This window comes from Exiguobacterium undae DSM 14481, assembly GCF_000620805.1.
Classification (GTDB): Bacteria; Bacillota; Bacilli; order Exiguobacteriales; family Exiguobacteriaceae; genus Exiguobacterium_A; species Exiguobacterium_A undae.
Window position 1 is genome coordinate 808,387 of record NZ_KK211187.1, and the last position, 17,891, is coordinate 826,277.

At 49.4% G+C, this 17,891-nt stretch carries 19 protein-coding genes and 1 riboswitch; all 19 genes read left to right on the plus strand.

The window, feature by feature from the left end; translation table 11 throughout:
• Position 1 precedes the first annotated feature (1 nt).
• The 19 genes from P397_RS0104755 to sufB all read left to right on the plus strand — a co-directional run bounded on the left by P397_RS0104755 (position 2) and on the right by sufB (position 17,865).
• Positions 2-1,192 (plus strand): acetyl-CoA C-acetyltransferase, encoded by a 1,191-nt coding sequence (locus P397_RS0104755; protein WP_026832213.1) that lies wholly within the window; start codon positions 2-4, stop codon positions 1,190-1,192.
• The gene (locus P397_RS0104760; protein WP_028105799.1) at positions 1,189-2,973 is read left to right on the plus strand and encodes an acyl-CoA dehydrogenase family protein; all 1,785 of its coding nucleotides are present in this window, start codon (positions 1,189-1,191) and stop codon (positions 2,971-2,973) included. Before P397_RS0104755 ends, P397_RS0104760 begins: the two co-directional genes overlap by 4 nt.
• Positions 2,974-3,050: 77 nt before the next feature.
• Complete coding sequence (locus P397_RS0104765; RefSeq protein ID WP_028105800.1) at positions 3,051-3,506, plus strand: DinB family protein; 456 nt, start codon at positions 3,051-3,053, stop codon at positions 3,504-3,506.
• A 36-nt stretch (positions 3,507-3,542) separates the two neighbouring features.
• Entirely contained in the window at positions 3,543-3,896 is a 354-nt protein-coding gene (locus tag P397_RS0104770) for an arsenate reductase family protein (protein ID WP_028105801.1), read from the plus strand.
• Between the two features lie 64 nt (positions 3,897-3,960).
• Complete coding sequence (gene gcvH / locus P397_RS0104775) at positions 3,961-4,344, plus strand: glycine cleavage system protein GcvH (protein WP_012371215.1); 384 nt, start codon at positions 3,961-3,963, stop codon at positions 4,342-4,344.
• Positions 4,345-4,444: 100 nt separating this feature from the next.
• Positions 4,445-4,723 carry a thioredoxin family protein gene (locus P397_RS0104780; RefSeq protein WP_028105802.1) on the plus strand — a complete coding sequence of 93 codons (279 nt, stop codon included), beginning with the start codon at positions 4,445-4,447 and terminating at the stop codon, positions 4,721-4,723.
• Positions 4,724-5,269: 546 nt separating this feature from the next.
• Positions 5,270-5,908, plus strand: coding sequence for a class I SAM-dependent methyltransferase (locus P397_RS0104785; RefSeq protein ID WP_028105803.1), 639 nt, complete (start codon positions 5,270-5,272; stop codon positions 5,906-5,908).
• Positions 5,909-5,911: 3 nt separating this feature from the next.
• A complete protein-coding gene (locus tag P397_RS0104790) occupies positions 5,912-6,376 on the plus strand; it encodes an S-ribosylhomocysteine lyase (RefSeq protein WP_012371211.1) in 465 nt (154 codons plus the stop codon).
• Entirely contained in the window at positions 6,373-7,296 is a 924-nt protein-coding gene (locus P397_RS0104795; RefSeq protein WP_028105804.1) for a PLP-dependent cysteine synthase family protein, read from the plus strand. Before P397_RS0104790 ends, P397_RS0104795 begins: the two co-directional genes overlap by 4 nt.
• Positions 7,289-8,455, plus strand: coding sequence for a bifunctional cystathionine gamma-lyase/homocysteine desulfhydrase (locus P397_RS0104800; RefSeq protein WP_028105805.1), 1,167 nt, complete (start codon positions 7,289-7,291; stop codon positions 8,453-8,455). Before P397_RS0104795 ends, P397_RS0104800 begins: the two co-directional genes overlap by 8 nt.
• Positions 8,456-8,514: 59 nt before the next feature.
• Positions 8,515-8,620: riboswitch (SAM riboswitch) on the plus strand.
• Between the two features lie 78 nt (positions 8,621-8,698).
• Entirely contained in the window at positions 8,699-9,721 is a 1,023-nt protein-coding gene (locus tag P397_RS0104810) for a methionine ABC transporter ATP-binding protein (RefSeq protein WP_026832220.1), read from the plus strand.
• On the plus strand, positions 9,718-10,383 hold the full coding sequence (locus tag P397_RS0104815) for a methionine ABC transporter permease (RefSeq protein WP_028105806.1): 666 nt from the start codon (positions 9,718-9,720) through the stop codon (positions 10,381-10,383). The genes P397_RS0104810 and P397_RS0104815 overlap by 4 nt, the downstream gene beginning before the upstream one ends.
• Before the next feature lie 31 nt (positions 10,384-10,414).
• A complete protein-coding gene (locus P397_RS0104820; RefSeq protein ID WP_028105807.1) occupies positions 10,415-11,248 on the plus strand; it encodes a MetQ/NlpA family ABC transporter substrate-binding protein in 834 nt (277 codons plus the stop codon).
• A 72-nt stretch (positions 11,249-11,320) separates the two neighbouring features.
• Positions 11,321-12,547, plus strand: a complete 1,227-nt coding sequence (locus P397_RS0104825; protein ID WP_026832223.1) for an MDR family MFS transporter — start codon at positions 11,321-11,323, stop codon at positions 12,545-12,547.
• A gap of 156 nt (positions 12,548-12,703) precedes the next feature.
• The gene (gene sufC, locus P397_RS0104830; protein WP_012371204.1) at positions 12,704-13,489 is read left to right on the plus strand and encodes a Fe-S cluster assembly ATPase SufC; all 786 of its coding nucleotides are present in this window, start codon (positions 12,704-12,706) and stop codon (positions 13,487-13,489) included.
• Between the two features lie 18 nt (positions 13,490-13,507).
• Positions 13,508-14,785 carry a Fe-S cluster assembly protein SufD gene (sufD, locus tag P397_RS0104835; RefSeq protein WP_026832224.1) on the plus strand — a complete coding sequence of 426 codons (1,278 nt, stop codon included), beginning with the start codon at positions 13,508-13,510 and terminating at the stop codon, positions 14,783-14,785.
• Between the two features lies 1 nt (position 14,786).
• Positions 14,787-16,010 (plus strand): cysteine desulfurase, encoded by a 1,224-nt coding sequence (locus tag P397_RS0104840; RefSeq protein WP_026832225.1) that lies wholly within the window; start codon positions 14,787-14,789, stop codon positions 16,008-16,010.
• Positions 16,000-16,434 (plus strand): Fe-S cluster assembly sulfur transfer protein SufU, encoded by a 435-nt coding sequence (gene sufU / locus P397_RS0104845; protein ID WP_028105808.1) that lies wholly within the window; start codon positions 16,000-16,002, stop codon positions 16,432-16,434. Before P397_RS0104840 ends, sufU begins: the two co-directional genes overlap by 11 nt.
• A 33-nt stretch (positions 16,435-16,467) precedes the next feature.
• Complete coding sequence (gene sufB, locus P397_RS0104850) at positions 16,468-17,865, plus strand: Fe-S cluster assembly protein SufB (RefSeq protein ID WP_028105809.1); 1,398 nt, start codon at positions 16,468-16,470, stop codon at positions 17,863-17,865.
• The last annotated feature ends 26 nt before the right edge of the window (positions 17,866-17,891 follow it).

Here is a 17,891-nt window from a genome sequence, read left to right on the forward strand (position 1 = left end):
AATGAAGGAAGCAGTAATCGTCGCTGGTGCACGGACACCAGTCGGCAAAGCCAAAAAAGGATCGTTTAAGTCGATGCGTTCTGATGAACTCGCAGGAATCGCCATCAAGGAAACATTGAAACGCGCGAACTACACTGGAGCAATCGATGACGTCATTCTCGGTTGTGCCTTACCGGAAGCCGAACAAGGGATGAATATCGCCCGGTATGCATCGGTCCTCGGAGGACTGTCGCATGAAGTGCCGGCCATCACGATCAACCGGTATTGCTCGTCCGGTCTTCAATCAATTGCCGATGCCTCGATGAAGATCATGACCGGCCAAGCAACAGCTGTCATTGCCGGCGGACTCGAATCGATGAGCCAGATCCCGATGCCGGGACATGTCGTCCGCCCGAATCCATCGATCGTCGAAACGGCACCGGAATATTATATGAGCATGGGACATACGGCAGAACAAGTCGCTGCGACCTATCAGGTCTCACGCGAAGATCAGGATGCCTTTGCCCTGAAAAGCCATCAAAAAGCAGCCGCTGCGATTGCGTCCGGCAAATTCGTTGACGAAATCGTCCCGGTGACGGTCACGGAACAGTACGTCAACGATGAGTTGAAGATTGAAGAAAAGACGTGGGTCGTCGAACACGACGAAGGTGTCCGCGCTGATTCATCACCGGAAGGTCTCGCTAAGCTTCGTCCGGCATTCCGCCTCGGCGGCAGTGTCACAGCGGGGAACTCGTCTCAGACATCAGACGGTGCAGCTGCCGTCTTGATCATGGAACGGGAAGAAGCGGAACGCCAAGGACTGCCGATTCTCGGGAAGTTCAAATCGTTTGCCGTCGGCGGTGTCCGTCCGGAAGTCATGGGGATTGGACCGGTCGTCGCGATTCCAAAGGCACTTGAACTCGCCGGCATCACGCTCGAAGACGTCGGATTAATCGAATTGAACGAAGCCTTCGCATCCCAATCGCTCGGGGTCATCCGGGAACTCGGTCTGAACGAAGACATCGTCAACGTCAACGGCGGCGCGATTGCGCTTGGTCATCCGCTCGGTTGTACGGGAACGAAACTGACGTTAACACTGTTGCATGAAATGAAACGACGGAACGTCCAATACGGCGTCGTCTCGATGTGTATTGGCGGCGGCATGGGTGCTGCCGGTGTATTCGAACTAGTTGAAGGAGGAACAGGACAATGAGCCAAACGACAAACGAATTGATTAAAGGTGGAAGTTTTGTACTGGATGAGTTACAAGCGGATCGTCTCTTTACACCGGAAGATTTTTCGGAAGAACACAAAATGGTTGGTGACATGACGGCGAAGTTCGTCGAAGACCGTGTCGTTCCAGTCCTCGACCGGATCGAAAAACATGAGTTCGAATTGTCGGTCGGTCTCCTGCGCGAAGCAGGCGAGCTCGGTTTGCTCGGTGCTGATGTTCCGGAAGCATACGGCGGCTATCAGATGGATAAAATTTCGTCTTCGATCATCACGGAGAAGTTTGCCCGCGGTCGCTCGTTTGCCCTCAGTTATGGTGCTCACGTCGGGATCGGTTCGTTGCCAATCGTCTTCTTCGGGAACGAAGAGCAAAAACAAAAGTATCTCCCGAAACTGTCATCTGGTGAATGGATTGCGTCTTACGCGTTGACAGAACCGGGCTCAGGCTCGGATGCCCTCGGTGCGAAGACAACGGCAGTCCTGAATGAAGCCGGAACGCACTATATCTTGAACGGGGAAAAACAATGGATCACGAACGCCGGCTTCGCCAGTCTGTTCGTCGTCTATGCAAAAATCGACGGTGATAAATTCACGGCGTTCCTCGTCGAAGGCGAGTACCCGGGTGTCTCGACCGGACTCGAAGAACAAAAGATGGGGATCAAAGGATCGTCAACACGGACGCTGATTTTACAAGATGCGGAAGTACCGGTCGATAACGTTCTTGGTGAAATCGGGCGCGGACACGTCATCGCCTTCAACATCTTGAACGTCGGTCGTTATAAATTAGCGGTCGGTGCGGTCGGTTCGTCAAAACGTGCCATCGATCTTGCAGTCCAGTATGCGAACGAACGCAAACAATTCAAAACACCAATCAGCTCATTCCCGTTGATTCAGGAAAAGCTGGCGACGATGTCGGCGCAGACTTATGCGATGGAAAGTTCAGTCTACCGGACAGGCGGATTGTTCCAGGACAGTCTCGATCAGTTGTCGGAAGAAGAAAGCAAAGACGGCAAGAAAATCGCCGATGCGATTGCCGAATACGCGATTGAATGCTCAATGAACAAAGTCTTTGCTTCGGAAACGTTTGATTATGTCATCGATGAAGCGGTCCAGATTCACGGCGGTTACGGCTTCATGGCCGAATACGAAGTCGAGAACATGTACCGTGATTCACGGATCAACCGGATCTTCGAAGGAACAAACGAAATCAACCGTCTGCTCGTACCGGGCACGTTGCTGAAAAAAGCAATGAAAGGCGACCTACCGCTTCTCGCAGAAGCGCAACGTCTGCAACAGGAAGTCATGAGCTTCATGCCGACGGAAGTCGGATCGGAACCGCTTGACCGTGAACGTCATCTGCTCGCGATGATGAAAAAGATCTTCCTGCTGACTGCCGGGACGGCCGTTCAGAAGTATCAGGACAAGCTCCAAGGCGAGCAGGAAATCCTCGCGAACACGGCGGACATCATGAGTGCAATCTATGCGCTGGAGTCGGCGATCGTCCGGACGGAAAAAGCGATTGCTGCCAAAGGCGTCGAGAAGAATGAACTGAAAATCCGTTATACGGAAGTCTTTGCACAACAAGCTTTTGAAGGCGTGGAGCGGGACGCGAAGGAAACGTTGTACGCGGCAGCGAGCGGCGATGAGTTACGGATGCTGCTGTCGGCGCTGAAGAAGTTCAGCCGGTATCAGCCAATCAACTCGATCGGCACAAAACGTCAGATTGCGAAACGTTTGATTGAAGCGAATAAATATACTGTCTAAGTCAGGTTTACCGATTCGCCTTTGCAGGGAAAATCTCTGTAAGGGCGAATTTTTTGACATTGAAGGAGGGAGCAGGCATGCGACAAGACGTAACAGAACTTCAATTTGCCGTCGATTACTATAAATCGTTGGAGCGGCTTTCGGATGAAGAATGGCGGTTGCCGCTCGCAATCGATAAATGGACGGTCCAAGAATGTGTCAGTCATCTGTTTTTATGGGATCGGTATTACCTCGATCATGCGGTGTCGAAATTACCGGATGAACCGTTGACGCTGGTTGAAACCGACTACGATGAGTTCAATCGTCTGGCGGTCGAATATGCCCATCACATCGATGCACTCGCCTTGTTGAGAAAAGCGATTGCCGTGCGGCAGGAATTGATCGCGCAGCTCGATCGGTTGACGGACGAGCAATATGAGCGGACGTATGAAGGCACATTCCAGCCGAAATCGTTTGTTGCCTCCTTCATTGCACACGATCACCATCATCAAGATCAAATCGATGCCGCGCTTGCCCGCTTGAAACGGGGCTGACCAATCTGCTAGTCTGAAGACAGAGGTGAGGAAAAGATGGTAACTATGTATGGCTATCCGAAATGCAGTACGTGTGTCAAAGCAAAAAAGGCACTTGAGGCAAATGGTGTCGAGGTCGATTACAAACACATCGTCGAGGAGACACCAGGTGCCGAGACGATTCAGGCACTTCATCAAAAGAGCGGCGAGCCGTTGAAGAAGTTTTTTAACACGAGTGGTCAATCGTACCGTTCGCAAGGCATCAAGGACCGCCTGCCGAATCTGTCGGAACAGGAGCAATATGAACTGCTCGCAAGTGACGGCATGTTGCTCAAACGACCGATCGTCACAGACGGGCAAGACGTGACAATCGGATTCAAAGAAGAACTCTATCAAGGAAAATGGTATTAAGAAGGCTAGTTCATTTGGTATACTGAATGCGTTAGTCCACTATCGAACACAGGGGGAATCGCAAATGAGTCAAGTCAAAGACAATCTACGTTATTCGGAAGAGCATGAATGGGTCGAAGTAACAGGAAACAAGGCACGAATCGGAATCACGGATTTCGCGCAACATGAACTTGGCGATATCGTCTTCGTCGAACTGCCAGAAGTCGGAGATACGATTTCGGCAAACGAGCCGTTTGGTTCAGTCGAATCCGTTAAAACGGTATCCGAATTGTACGCACCGATTTCAGGGAAAGTCGTTGCCATCAATGAATCACTTTCAGATTCCCCAGAACTCGTCAACGAATCACCATTCGAGGGTGCTTGGATGGTTGATATCGAAATCGCAGACGAAGCACAAGTCGAAGCATTGATGGACGCTGCTGCTTACAAATCGATGATCAACGAGTAATACTTAACGAAAAGATGACAAGGAAACGATTTCGTTTCCTCGTCGTCTTTTTTTCTGTATACTGGCACAAGATAAGAAAGAGGAAGGGAGAACGGGATCAATGAAGGAAGTCACAGCAGCACCAGAAAACGGTTTTTTGTATGTCTATGCACCGATGTGTGGGACGTGTGCCATCGCAAGCCGGATGCTTGAGATCGTCGAAGCGACAAAAGACGGGGAATGGATTCAACAAGCAAACGGAAACTTCATTCCGGAGTTTTTGGAACACGCCCAAGTCATGAGTGTTCCCGCCTTGTTAAAAATCGAGGATAACCAGGTCGTATCAAGGCTTTATGCGTTTCAGTCGGTTCAGAACGTCTTTGCATTTTGTACGGAATAAGGAGAGGAATCAAAAAAAGATTTCTCTTTACGCTAAATTGTCGGAATATTTACAATAATCCGTTGACAATGACAATTTATGAATGGTATATTCATATCAACTTCTAGAAATACTTTATAGGAAGTCTGGCAGAGATGTAAATCGGCTGTTTCTTTTCATGACAGAACCGTTCAACAAAATCCTAGGTTGTTTGTTTGTCTCCCCTTAAGTCGTCCCCCAAAGACGAAGCGGCCCAAAAAGACAATCCTGGATTGGAGCAGGTAATCTGAATGCGAGGACAGTTTGGTTTATATGTCGAAAGGGCGCCGTCCTCTGGTACGACGAACGAAGAAGTTCGTGTCAGAGCTGGGTTTTCCTTCGTAGTGTTTCTAACCACATTATTCGTGTTGCCGGTTCACCGGCAGCGCCTTTTTTTGTTTTCGAAAGATTTTCGAGCAGTCACCTTGCCAAGCCGAATTCTCCCTGCTACAATGCGATTAAGGTAAATTACTTTAATTCATATCCGATTAGTCGGAATTAAAAAAGAGATACGGAGGACGAACAGGCATGACAGTACGTTTTATGGATGTATTTACAGAGTGGGCGTCAACATACGACGACACGGTTACGGGGCACGATCCGGAGTACAAAGAAGTCTTTCGTCGTTATGAAGAAATATTAGATACGGTGGCAACAAAAGCGATCTCACCGGTCGTCGAGTTCGGGGCTGGAACAGGGAACCTGACCCAACGGTTACTCGATCGGCATCAAGACGTTTTGGCGGTGGAACCGAGCCCGGAGATGCGGGAAATTCTCATCGATAAGATTCCAACGTTACCTGTACAAGACGGACACTTCCTGTCCTTTACGGCAGACCATGCGAAAAGTTTTGTTTCGACCTATGCGTTTCATCATCTGACGGATGAGGAAAAGGGAGAAGCAGTTGATCTGATGGCGCAGATTTTGCCGCAAGACGGAAAAATCGTCTACGCCGACACGATGTTCGTATCGGAAGAAGCGCGTCTACAGACGATCGCTGAAGCGAAAGCACAAGGATTCGACAGTTTAGCAGAAGACTTGGAACGTGAGTTTTATCCACTGATTCCGGTCATGGAACAAATTTTTGCGTCACGTGGATTTGACGTGACATTCACACAATACAATCACTTCGTCTGGCTCGTAGAAGCCGAGAAAATGGGGGAATAAATCATGACAATCAAAAAAATGAACGTAGAAAGCTTTAACTTGGACCATACGAAAGTCAAAGCACCATATATTCGCGTTGCCGGTTACAAAGATGGAAAAGTCGACCAAGTCGTCAAATACGACATTCGTTTCACACAACCAAACGTCGAGCAAATGCCGATGCGTGCGATGCACACACTGGAACATTTACTGGCAGAAAACATCCGCAACTATTCGGATGATGTCATCGATGTCTCGCCAATGGGTTGCCAAACAGGTTTCTACATGGCGATGATGAACTTCGATTCCGTCGAAAAAATGAGCGAACTCGTTGAGAAGACGTTAAAAGACGTCTTAGCAGCAGAAGAAATTCCAGCGCAAAACGAAGTCCAATGTGGATTTGCGAGCGCACACGACCTTAAAGGAGCGAAGCACTATGCCGAGAAAATGCTTGCCGGTCGTGATGAATGGGACATCGTCTTCGGATGATCGCGAAGTCAGTCCGGGACCTCGTCGGAAATACGCCGCTTTACGAGATTACTTCATTCGATTTGCCTGCTGGTACGCGGATTTTGGCGAAGCTCGAATGGATGAACCCTGGGGGCAGCGTCAAAGACCGCCTGGGCATTCAACTCGTTGATGCAGCCATCGAACAAGGATATGTGACACGAGGCGGAACGATCATCGAACCGACTGCCGGCAACACCGGCATCGGTTTGGCGCTCGCCGCTAAAAAATATGACTTACAAGTCATCTGTGTCGTTCCTGAAAAATTCAGTCAGGAGAAACAGACGTTGATGCGGGCACTCGGCGCGACTGTCGTCAACACACCAACTGAACTCGATATGCAAGGCGCAATTGATAAAGCAAAAGAACTGGGACAAACGATTCCGAACAGTTATGTCCCGCTTCAATTCGAAAACGAAGAAAATCCGGTCACATATCAGCGGACACTTGGTCCTGAGCTGATGGCGGAACTCGATCACATCGATTGGTTCGTCGCCGGATGCGGGTCAGGCGGAACGTTTGCAGGAACCGCTGCTTACTTGAAAGAACGGGTTGGAACAAAAGGCGCGATCGTCGAACCGGAAGGATCCGTCCTCAACGGAGGACCAGCCGGACCGCATAAGACGGAAGGCATCGGGACGGCTAAATGGCCGAGCCTTGTTTCCCGCGATCTGGTCGATGAAATTCATACGATTTCGGACCACGACGCGTTCACGAAAGTTCATGAATTAGCAGCCCGTGAAGGTTTGCTCGTCGGCAGTTCAGCCGGCGCGGCACTCGCGGCAGCACTTGATATTGCAGAACGTTTTCCCGGCAGTACCATCGTCACTGTCTTCGCCGACAGTGCCGAACGGTATTTGAGCCAACAAATCTTTGAAAAGGTGGACGAGACACATGCGTAAAAAGACAGCATTGATTCATGGAGGAACAGGCGTCGATCGAGCAACTGGTGCCGTTACACCTCCGATTTATCAAACGAGTACGTACAAACAAGAGAAAATCGGTCAATTAAAAGAAGGCTACGAATACTCTCGGACAGCCAACCCGACACGGACAAGCATCGAACGATTGATCGCGGACCTCGAAGGCGGCGCACGTGGCTTTGCCTTCGGATCTGGAATGGCTGCGATTCATGCTGTCTTTAACCTGCTTGAGTCAGGTGACCATATCGTCATGACCGATGATGTCTACGGCGGAACGTTCCGTTTGATGCAACGTGTCTTGCCGAAGTTCAACATCCAAGTGACGTTCGTCGACACGACGGATCTTGCCGCGACGGAAGCTGCGGTTCAAGACAATACGAAGATGCTGTACGTCGAAACACCGACAAACCCATTATTGAAAGTCACGGATATCGCTGCTGTCGCTGACATCGCGAAACGCAACAACCTGAAACTCGTCGTCGACAACACGTTTGCGACACCGTACTTGCAACAACCACTTGCACTCGGCGCAGACATCGTCTTGCACAGTGCCACAAAATACATCGGCGGACATTCAGACGTCGTCGCCGGACTCGTCGTCGTCAACAGCGATGCACTCGGTGAAGATCTTCACTTCATTCAAAACTCGACAGGCGGTATTCTTGGACCGCAGGACAGCTTCTTGCTCGTCCGTGGTTTACGGACACTTGGTATCCGGATGGATGCAATCGAAGAAACGTCACACGATCTCGTTCAGTTCTTACAGGAACAAGATGTCGTCTCGAACATCTTCTATCCGGGACTTCCAACACACCCGGGTCACGCGACACAACAAAAACAGGCGACTGGATTTGGCGGCATGATCAGCTTTGATGTCGGATCAGCGGAAAACGCGGAGAAACTCGTCGAAGCGACACACTTCTTCACGCTGGCTGAGAGTCTTGGAGCTGTTGAAAGCTTGATTTCTGTTCCGGCACGCATGACACATGCCTCGATTCCGGCAGAACGTCGCGCTGAGCTCGGCATCACGGATGGTCTTGTCCGGATTTCGGTTGGACTTGAGGATGCAGAAGACTTGAAAGAAGATTTAGCACGTGCTTTCAGCCTGCTTCAACCGGTTTCAGAAAAAACTGTTTGACAAGCAAAATAACCCCTGCTAATATTCAGATTATATTAAAAATAACTAAATACCGAATACTCTTATCGAGAGTGGTGGAGGGACTGGCCCGATGAAACCCGGCAACCGCGGAATTTATTCCGAAGTGGTGCTAATTCCAGCAGACGAACGTCTGCAAGATGAGAGCAAATGGTTTTGTGTACTGAAAGTGCGCGCGTTTGCTCTAAAACGTGCGCACTTTTTTTATGTTTAGGAGGGACAGTATTGATTCGCTTACAGGATGTAGGAAAGATTTATCGCTCGAAGCGCGGATCGGTTGAAGCCGTCGTCAATGTCGACTTAACAATCGAGCGCGGTGAAATTTTTGGAATAATCGGTTATTCGGGAGCAGGGAAGTCCACCTTGATCCGATTGCTGAACATGTTAGAAGCTCCGACGAGTGGTTCGATTCAAATCGACGGAGTCGAAATGACGACGTTACGTCCAAAAGAATTACGCGGCGTTCGTAAAAACGTCTCGATGGTCTTCCAGCACTTTAACCTTCTGTGGTCGCGGACAGTTGAAGAAAACATCATGTTCCCGCTCGAACTCGGCGGTTATCCGAAAGCACGCCGTAAAGAACGGGTCGCCGAACTGATTCAACTCGTTGGACTCGACGGACGTGAAGGGGCTTATCCGTCCCAATTGTCGGGTGGACAAAAACAACGGGTCGGGATTGCCCGGGCACTGGCGTCTAATCCGGATGTCTTATTATGTGACGAAGCGACAAGTGCGCTTGATCCGAAAACGACGGACTCGATTTTAGAGTTGCTCGTCGACATCAACAAAAAACTGAAACTGACCATCGTCTTGATCACGCATGAGATGCACGTCATTCAAAAAATCTGTAACCGGGTTGCCGTCATGGAAGCCGGGAAAATCGTCGAACAAGGACCGGTCGCCGAAGTCTTCCGTCATCCAAAACAAGCGATGACAAAAGAGTTCGTGAAACAGCTGACGTCTTCGTCAGAAAACGAATTGACGTTTGCAAAATTACGCGAACGCTATCCGACCGGGAAAATCGTTCAGTTGACGTTTGTCGGTTCAACGGCCGAAAGCCCGATTCTTGCCGAAGTCATGAAAGATTCGACCTTATTATTTAATATCATTGGCGGGAACGTCGGACAAACGCAAGACGGCGCCCTAGGGACGCTGTTCATTCAGTTGATCGGTGCCGAACATGAAACACAAGCGGTCATCGCCAAACTTCAAGCGAGTGACGTTGAAGTGGAGGTGGATCACCGATGAGTACTTTTTTCAGTGAATTGGATTGGGAAATGGTCTGGGAAGCGACCGGCAGTACGGTTTATATGACGGCTGTTTCAGGGCTTGCGACGTTTATCCTCGGACTGGTCATCGGTCTCTTGTTATACGCGACAAACGAAGAACTATTGTTTAAAAACCGAGCGCTGTATTCCGTGCTCAGCTTTTTAGTCAACGTCTTCCGCTCGATTCCGTTCATTATCCTGTTGATTTTATTGATTCCAGTCACGTTAATCATCGTCGGATCATTTTTAGGACCGACCGCTGCGTTACCAGCGTTAATTCTGGGTGCGGCACCGTTTTACGGCCGGATGGTCGAACTGGCTCTTCGTGAAGTCGATAAAGGGGTCATCGAGGCAGCCGAATCGATGGGCGCAACGAAATTCCAAATCATTTATAAAGTCTTGATTCCGGAAGCTCTTCCGGCAATCGTTTCAGGTATTACCGTAACACTCGTCGCACTCGTCGGTTACACGGCAATGGCCGGAGTAGTCGGTGGTGGTGGGCTGGGAGACATGGCCTTCATCGAAGGATTCCAACGTTCCCAAAATGACGTCATCGTCATTGCGACACTGTTGATTCTTGTCATCGTCTTTATTATTCAGATTATTGGTGATTTGCTCGTCAAGGCAATCGATAAACGATAATACTAACTTTAATTCATTGGAGGAATCATTCATGAAACTTTGGAAAAAATTTGTCGGCACAACAGCAGTATCGGTCTTAGCAGTCAGCCTTGCAGCATGTGGAGAAGAGTCTTCATCAGGCAGCGATGATTCAAAAACATTGGTGGTCGGAGCATCAAACGTTCCCCATGCTGAAATCCTCGAGCACGTTCAAAAAGAATATGAAGAAAAAGGCTACAAACTCGAAATCAAAAAGTTCCAAGATTACGTCCTGCCGAACAAAGCACTTGCTGAAGAAGAACTCGACGCGAACTATTTCCAACACGTGCCGTACCTTGAGCAACAAGAAAAAGAAAACAAAGACTACAAATTTGAAAGTGCCGGCGGCGTTCACGTTGAACCACTCGGTGTCTATTCTAAAAAATACAAATCGCTTGATGAATTGCCAAAAGGCGCAACAATCTTGACGAGCTCAAACGTCGCAGAACGTGGACGTGTCTTGACGTTCCTTCAAAATGAAGGACTGATCAAACTAAAAGACGGTAAAACAACGGATGCGCAACTCGAAGACATCGCCGAGAACCCAAAAAACATCAAGTTCAAAACGAACATCGAAGCGTCACTCTTACCGCAAGCCTACAAAAACAATGAAGGCGATGCTGTCTTGATCAACACGAACTACGCGATCGACAACGGATTGAACCCGCTCGAAGATTCAATCGCGCTTGAAGACGAGTCTTCACCATACGTCAACATCATCGTGACACGTGAAGGCGACGAGAAAGACAAACGCGTCACGACGCTCTTAGACATTCTCCACAAAAAAGAAACACAAGATTGGATCACGAAAGAATACAAAGGTGCTGTCGTTCCGGTCAGCAAATAATCTGCTCGATCAATGCATTCTTCCTATATAATGGAAGGATGCATTATTTTTTTGTTTAAAGGGGGGATCTGCATGCAACGTTTGAAACAGCTTCATCCATTGACGATCGGGGTTTTGCTCGGGACGTTTTTCGCCCGTCTCGGGACATTCATCACGATGCCGTTTTTTGCGATTTACTTATCCGTCGTCTTAAAGTTCAGCCCGGTTGATGTCGGCTGGATTCTCAGTATCTCGGCCATCGCGAGCCTCGTCATGAGCTTCATCGGCGGAACGTTATCCGACCGGTACGGCCGGCGGACGATGATGCTGAGCGGAACCTTTGGATTTGTCCTCGTCTTCATCGGACTGGCACAAGTCGAGACGTTTTGGGCGTTTTTTGTCTTAAGTGCCCTGAACGGCGTGTTCCGGTCCGTCTTCGAACCGTCAGCGCGGGCATTGATCAGTGATACGACGGAGGAAGAAAACCGATTGTTCGTCTTTAACATCCGTTATACGTGCATCAACATCGCAGCCGCGATCGGACCGGGGATTGCGTTGTTGCTCAGTGCCGGAAATACGGCGATTACCTTCTATATTACAGCGTTCGTCTATCTCGGCTACGGCGTCGCCATCTTCATCCTGTTCAAGCGGCACCCGATCACGGAAAGTCACGGCGGGAAAAAGGTGTCGTTCGGGGCAACGGTCCGTCTGCTGAAGACCGACGTCGCTTTTACGTTCGCGCTCGCCGGCATCATCTTCGGCGTCTTCGGATACAGTCAGTTCAACTCGACGTTGCCGCAGTTTTTGACGACGACGACGTTATTGTCGGGCGGGACGAGTTTGTTTGCCTTGTTGATTACGATTAACGCGATCACGGTGCTCGTCGTCCAGTACCCGATCATGAAGTTTGGCGTCAAGACGTCACCGCTCGTGTCGATCACGGTCGGCATTGCGACCGTCGCTGTCGGTTTGTTCGTCATGGCGAATGCTGGAACCGTCTGGTTGATGATTGGCGCGATGTTCATCTTCACATGCGGGGAAGTGATGATGTTCACGATGACGGACATCTTGACGGACGGTTTTGCGAAACCGGAATTACGGGGCAGTTATTTCGGTGCGATGGGCTTGACGTCGATCGGACAATCGGTCGGACCGGTCGTCGGCGGTCAATTGTTACTTTATTTTGGCGCAGATCGGCCACTGCCGATATTTGGTGCCTTAGCGCTCTTGACTTTACTCGGCATCCCACTGCTCTTACTGTCACAGCGGGTTCACCGTCAGTCGAAACCGGAAGAAGAGAAGGAAGTCGTCTCACTTTAAAGTCATTCTCAGTAAAGACGCTTGTTTTGAGAAAAAACCATGAGCGATGACGCTTGAATAATGTGGTATGATTCATTAAGATTAGAATGATACTAAATTAGTAACTCTCGTGAACTGAATCGTCAGACACGAAATGAATAGATGGAGGGATTCTACATGAAGGCTTCACACTTGAAGATTGAAGATCTACACGTCGCAATCGACGGCAAAGAAATCTTGAAAGGCGTCAACTTAGAAATCAAAGGCGGCGAAATCCACGCGGTCATGGGACCAAACGGGACTGGTAAATCAACACTCGCATCAGCATTGATGGGTCACCCGACTTACGAAGTAACATCTGGTTCAGTCACACTCGACGGCGAAGACGTCCTCGAGATGGAAGTGAACGAACGCGCACAAGCAGGTATGTTCCTCGCGATGCAATACCCAAGCGAAATCAGTGGTGTCACGAACTCAGACTTCTTGCGTTCAGCAATCAACTCACGCCGCGAAGAAGGCGATGAAATCTCACTCATGAAATTCATCCGTCAACTCGACGCACAAATGGGTCTTCTTGAAATGCCGGGCGAAATGGCACACCGTTACCTCAACGAAGGTTTCTCGGGCGGAGAGAAGAAACGGAATGAAATCCTCCAAATGACGATGTTGAAACCAGCCATCGCCATCCTTGATGAAATCGATTCAGGTCTTGATATCGATGCGCTTAAAGTCGTCGCAAAAGGTGTCAACGAAATGCGTTCACCTGAATTCGGCTGCTTGATCATCACGCACTATCAACGCCTCTTGAACTATATCGAGCCAGATTTCATCCACATCATGATGGGCGGAAAAATCGTCATGTCAGGTGGAAAAGAACTGGCACACCGTTTAGAAGCAGAAGGTTATGACTGGGTTAAAAAAGAACTCGGCATCGAAGAAGTCGAAATCGAAACAAAAGCGTAAGACGAGGGAGGAAGCATGATGACTGTAGAACTGAATCTTGCAGTAAATCGCGAGGCAGTGGCAGAACGTGCGACTCGCTTAGGGGAACCCGCTTGGATGATCTCTAAGCGTCAAGACGCACTGGATCTTGCCCCAACGCTCGCATTGCCAAAAGTAGAAAAAATCAAAATCGGTGGCTGGAACTTCACAGAGGGAACAGCAGATCTTGAGACAGTAACAGGTCTCACGCCGGATATCGAAACATTGATCGGTGAAAACCGTGACCATATGCTGATCACGCGGAACGGACAACTTGTTCACGCGCAAAACAGCGAAGCGGCGAACGGTGTCATCTTCACGACACTCGAAGACGCGATGAAACATCACCCGGAACTGATCGAGAAATACTTCATGACAGAAGGCGTCAACGTCAATGAAGACCGTCTCGCAGCACTCAACGCGGCACTCATGAACGGCGGTACGTTCCTTTATGTACCAAAAGGCTTGAAGTTGACGGTTCCGATGCAAGCGATCTATACACTGGAGCAAGCAGGCGGTGCACTTTACCATCACGCGATCATCGTTGCGGATGCGGACAGCGAACTGACGTATATCGAAAACTTCGTCTCGTACGGTGAAGAAGCACACAACGTCAACGTCGTCACGGAAGTGTTCGTCGAAGACAACGCCAAAGTCCTCTTCGGTGGTGTCGACACGCTCAGCAAAGGTGCTGTCACCTATATGAACCGTCGCGGTGTCGTCAAACAAGGTGCGAAGCTCGAATGGGCACTCGGTCACATGAATGACGGAAACACGATCACAGAAACAAAAACACACCTCGTCGGTAACGATTCGTTCTCTGACACGAAAGCCGTAACGGTTGGTCGTGGGGATCAAAAACAAAACTTCAACGTCCGGACAGACCATTTTGGTAAAGGTTCGGAAGGTTTCATCTTGATTCACGGTGTTCAAAAAGATTCGGCAACATCAATCTTCAACGGAACATCCATGATTCACCATGGCGCTTCAAAATCAAACGGTGTGCAGACGGAACGTGTGCTCATGTTATCTGAAAAGGCACGTGGTGACGCGAACCCGATCCTCTTGATTGATGAAGATGATGTCATGGCAGGACACGCGGCATCTGTCGGCCGTGTCGACGAACTTCAACTCTACTACTTGATGAGCCGCGGTTTATCACGTAAAGAAGCAGAACGTCTTGTCGTTCATGGTTTCTTACAACCGGTCGTTTCAGAACTCGCGATTGACTCTGTCAAAGAACGTCTCGTTCAAGTGATCGAAGGGAAAGTAAACTAATATGGGAATCGATGCATCCATCCGCAATCAGTTTCCGATTCTTGACCAACAGGTTAATGACCGGAAACTCGTCTATTTAGATAGTGCAGCTTCTTCACAAAAGCCGCTCGTCGTCATTGAGGCGATTGACAACTACTACAAGACGGTTCATTCGAATGTGCACCGTGGCGTCCATACGCTCGGAACACGAGCGACGGATGCGTACGAAGGTGCGCGTGAGAACGTACGTCGTTTCATCAAGGCGCAACACCATGAAGAGATTATCTTTACCCGCGGGACGACAACGGCGATCAATATCGTCGCGTCGAGTTACGGAATGGAGCATGTCGAAGAAGGGGACGAGATTGTCGTCACGTACCTGGAGCACCATGCGAACTTGATTCCGTGGCAACAAGTCGCGAAAAAGAAAAAAGCGAAACTGAAATATGTTGATTTGACAGCGGACGGTCGTGTGACGATCGAAGCGGTCAAAGCGCAAATTTCCGATCGGACGAAAGTCGTTGCGATGGCACATGTCTCGAACGTCCTCGGGACGATTAATCCGATCAAAGAAGTGACACAACTGGCGCACGCTGTCGGGGCCGTCATGGTCGTCGACGCAGCGCAAAGTGCACCGCACCAACAAATCGATGTCACGGATCTCGATTGTGATTTCCTGGCGTTTTCGGCACATAAGATGTGCGGACCAACCGGGATCGGCGTCCTGTACGGCAAAAAAGCATTACTCAATGCGATGGAGCCGGTCGAATTCGGAGGCGAGATGATTGACTACGTCGGACTTGAAGAGTCGACGTTCAAACCATCACCGTACCGGTTCGAAGCGGGAACACCGATCATCGCAGGTGCTGTCGGCTTGTCGGCAGCAATCGATTTCTTGGAACAAATTGGACTCAGTAACATCGAAGCCCACGAACGTGAGCTTGCCCAGTACGCGATGGCACAAATGCGTGGCATCGAAGGACTGACGATTTACGGTCCGGAAGAACGTGTGGGTCTCGTCACCTTTAATCTCGGGGATGTCCACGCACATGATGTCGCGACCGTACTCGATATGCAAGGCATCGCCGTACGTGCCGGTCATCACTGTGCCCAACCACTGATGCGTTGGCTCGGAGCCAGTTCAACAGCACGAGCGAGCTTTTACCTGTATAATACGAAGGAAGAAGTAGACGCTCTGGTGACAGGACTTCACCAAACGAAGGAGTATTTCAGTCATGGATTTTAACAATCTCGATCACTTGTACCGTCAAGTGATCATGGACCACTATAAAACGCCCCGCAATCGTGGTGCGATTGACGGTGGTGTGACGATTGATATGAACAACCCGACTTGTGGCGACACAATCCGTCTGCAACTTGCGATCGAAGACGACATCGTCAAAGATGCGAAGTTCGACGGCGAAGGATGTTCGATCAGCATGGCGTCTGCGTCGATGATGACACAGGCCGTCAAAGGAAAAACAGTCGAAGAAGCATTACAACTCGCCCATGTCTTTTCTGAGATGGTTCAAGGAAAAGATTATGACGATGAGAAATTTGATCTGGGAGACGCGGAAGCACTGTCTGGTGTGACGAAATTCCCAGCACGAATCAAGTGTGCGACACTTGCCTGGAAGGCGCTCGAACGCGGCGTCGAAGAAGGGAAGTAAACTTCGGTCAGTAAGTAAGAGGAGGAAACGAACATGGCTAAGAACATGCCTGAAATTGGCGATTATAAATATGGTTTCCACGATCGCGATATCTCGATCTTCCGTTCTGGACGTGGCTTGACGACAGAAGTCGTCGAGACGATCTCGAAAATGAAGGAAGAACCGCAATGGATGCTTGATTTCCGTCTGAAATCACTCAAGATTTTCAACGAACAAGCAATGCCAGCATGGGGCGGCGATTTATCAGATCTTCGTTTTGATGACATCACGTATTACGTTAAACCATCAGAACGTGCTGAAAAATCATGGGATGAAGTACCGGAAGAAATCAAACGTACGTTTGACAAACTCGGAATCCCGGAAGCTGAGCAAAAATACCTCGCGGGTGTTTCGGCACAGTATGAATCAGAAGTCGTGTATCACAACATGAAGAGTGAACTGGAAGATCAAGGAATCGTCTTCAAAGATACAGATACAGCGCTCAAAGAAAACGAAGACTTATTCCGTGAGTACTTCGGTAAATTGATTCCGCCGACGGATAACAAGTTCGCTGCCCTCAACACAGCGGTCTGGTCGGGTGGATCGTTCATCTACGTACCAAAAGGCGTTAAAATGGACACGCCGCTTCAAGCCTATTTCCGGATCAACTCGGAAAACATGGGTCAATTCGAGCGGACGTTGATCATCGTTGACGAAGAAGCATCGGTTCATTACGTCGAAGGATGTACGGCACCGGTCTACACGACGAACTCGCTTCACTCAGCAGTCGTTGAGATCTTCATCAACAAAAACGCGTACTGCCGTTACACGACGATCCAAAACTGGGCGAACAACGTCTACAACCTCGTTACGAAACGTGCGATCTGTGAAGCCGGCGCGACGATGGAATGGGTCGATGGTAACATCGGTTCGAAATTGACGATGAAATACCCGGCCGTCATCCTTAAAGGTGAAGGCTCACGTGGTATGACATTATCAATCGCTATCGCGGGTAAAGGTCAACACCAAGATGCGGGCGCGAAGATGATTCACCTTGCACCCAACACATCGTCGACAATCGTTTCGAAGTCGATTTCAAAACACGGTGGGAAAGTAACGTACCGTGGGATCGTCCACTTTGGTCGTAAAGCGACAGGCGCACGTTCGAACATCGAATGTGACACGCTGATCATGGACAACCAATCGACATCAGATACGATTCCGTACAATGAAATTCTCAACGACAACATTTCGCTTGAACACGAAGCGAAGGTGTCGAAGGTCTCAGAAGAGCAATTGTTCTACCTGATGAGCCGCGGGATTTCACAAGAAGAAGCAACGGAAATGATCGTCATGGGCTTCATCGAGCCGTTCACAAAAGAATTGCCGATGGAATATGCGGTCGAAATGAACCGTCTCATCAAGTTCGAGATGGAAGGTTCAATCGGATAATTTTTCTACTCTCTCATCAACAGATG

Excerpts from the sequence above, each read along its gene's own strand:
- P397_RS0104755 (WP_026832213.1), top strand. The coding sequence starts at position 2 with ATGAAGGAAGCAGTAATCGTCGCTGGTGCACGGACACCAGTCGGCAAA.
- P397_RS0104815 (WP_028105806.1), top strand. The coding sequence starts at position 9,718 with ATGAGTACTTTTTTCAGTGAATTGGATTGGGAAATGGTCTGGGAAGCG.
- P397_RS0104780 (WP_028105802.1), top strand. The coding sequence starts at position 4,445 with ATGAAGGAAGTCACAGCAGCACCAGAAAACGGTTTTTTGTATGTCTAT.
- P397_RS0104800 (WP_028105805.1), top strand. The coding sequence starts at position 7,289 with ATGCGTAAAAAGACAGCATTGATTCATGGAGGAACAGGCGTCGATCGA.
- P397_RS0104760 (WP_028105799.1), top strand. The coding sequence starts at position 1,189 with ATGAGCCAAACGACAAACGAATTGATTAAAGGTGGAAGTTTTGTACTG.
- sufU (WP_028105808.1), top strand. The coding sequence starts at position 16,000 with ATGGATTTTAACAATCTCGATCACTTGTACCGTCAAGTGATCATGGAC.
- P397_RS0104795 (WP_028105804.1), top strand. The coding sequence starts at position 6,373 with ATGATCGCGAAGTCAGTCCGGGACCTCGTCGGAAATACGCCGCTTTAC.
- P397_RS0104840 (WP_026832225.1), top strand. The coding sequence starts at position 14,787 with ATGGGAATCGATGCATCCATCCGCAATCAGTTTCCGATTCTTGACCAA.
- sufD (WP_026832224.1), top strand. The coding sequence starts at position 13,508 with ATGACTGTAGAACTGAATCTTGCAGTAAATCGCGAGGCAGTGGCAGAA.
- P397_RS0104770 (WP_028105801.1), top strand. The coding sequence starts at position 3,543 with ATGGTAACTATGTATGGCTATCCGAAATGCAGTACGTGTGTCAAAGCA.
- P397_RS0104825 (WP_026832223.1), top strand. The coding sequence starts at position 11,321 with ATGCAACGTTTGAAACAGCTTCATCCATTGACGATCGGGGTTTTGCTC.
- gcvH (WP_012371215.1), top strand. The coding sequence starts at position 3,961 with ATGAGTCAAGTCAAAGACAATCTACGTTATTCGGAAGAGCATGAATGG.
- P397_RS0104785 (WP_028105803.1), top strand. The coding sequence starts at position 5,270 with ATGACAGTACGTTTTATGGATGTATTTACAGAGTGGGCGTCAACATAC.
- P397_RS0104790 (WP_012371211.1), top strand. The coding sequence starts at position 5,912 with ATGACAATCAAAAAAATGAACGTAGAAAGCTTTAACTTGGACCATACG.
- P397_RS0104820 (WP_028105807.1), top strand. The coding sequence starts at position 10,415 with ATGAAACTTTGGAAAAAATTTGTCGGCACAACAGCAGTATCGGTCTTA.
- P397_RS0104765 (WP_028105800.1), top strand. The coding sequence starts at position 3,051 with ATGCGACAAGACGTAACAGAACTTCAATTTGCCGTCGATTACTATAAA.
- sufB (WP_028105809.1), top strand. The coding sequence starts at position 16,468 with ATGGCTAAGAACATGCCTGAAATTGGCGATTATAAATATGGTTTCCAC.
- sufC (WP_012371204.1), top strand. The coding sequence starts at position 12,704 with ATGAAGGCTTCACACTTGAAGATTGAAGATCTACACGTCGCAATCGAC.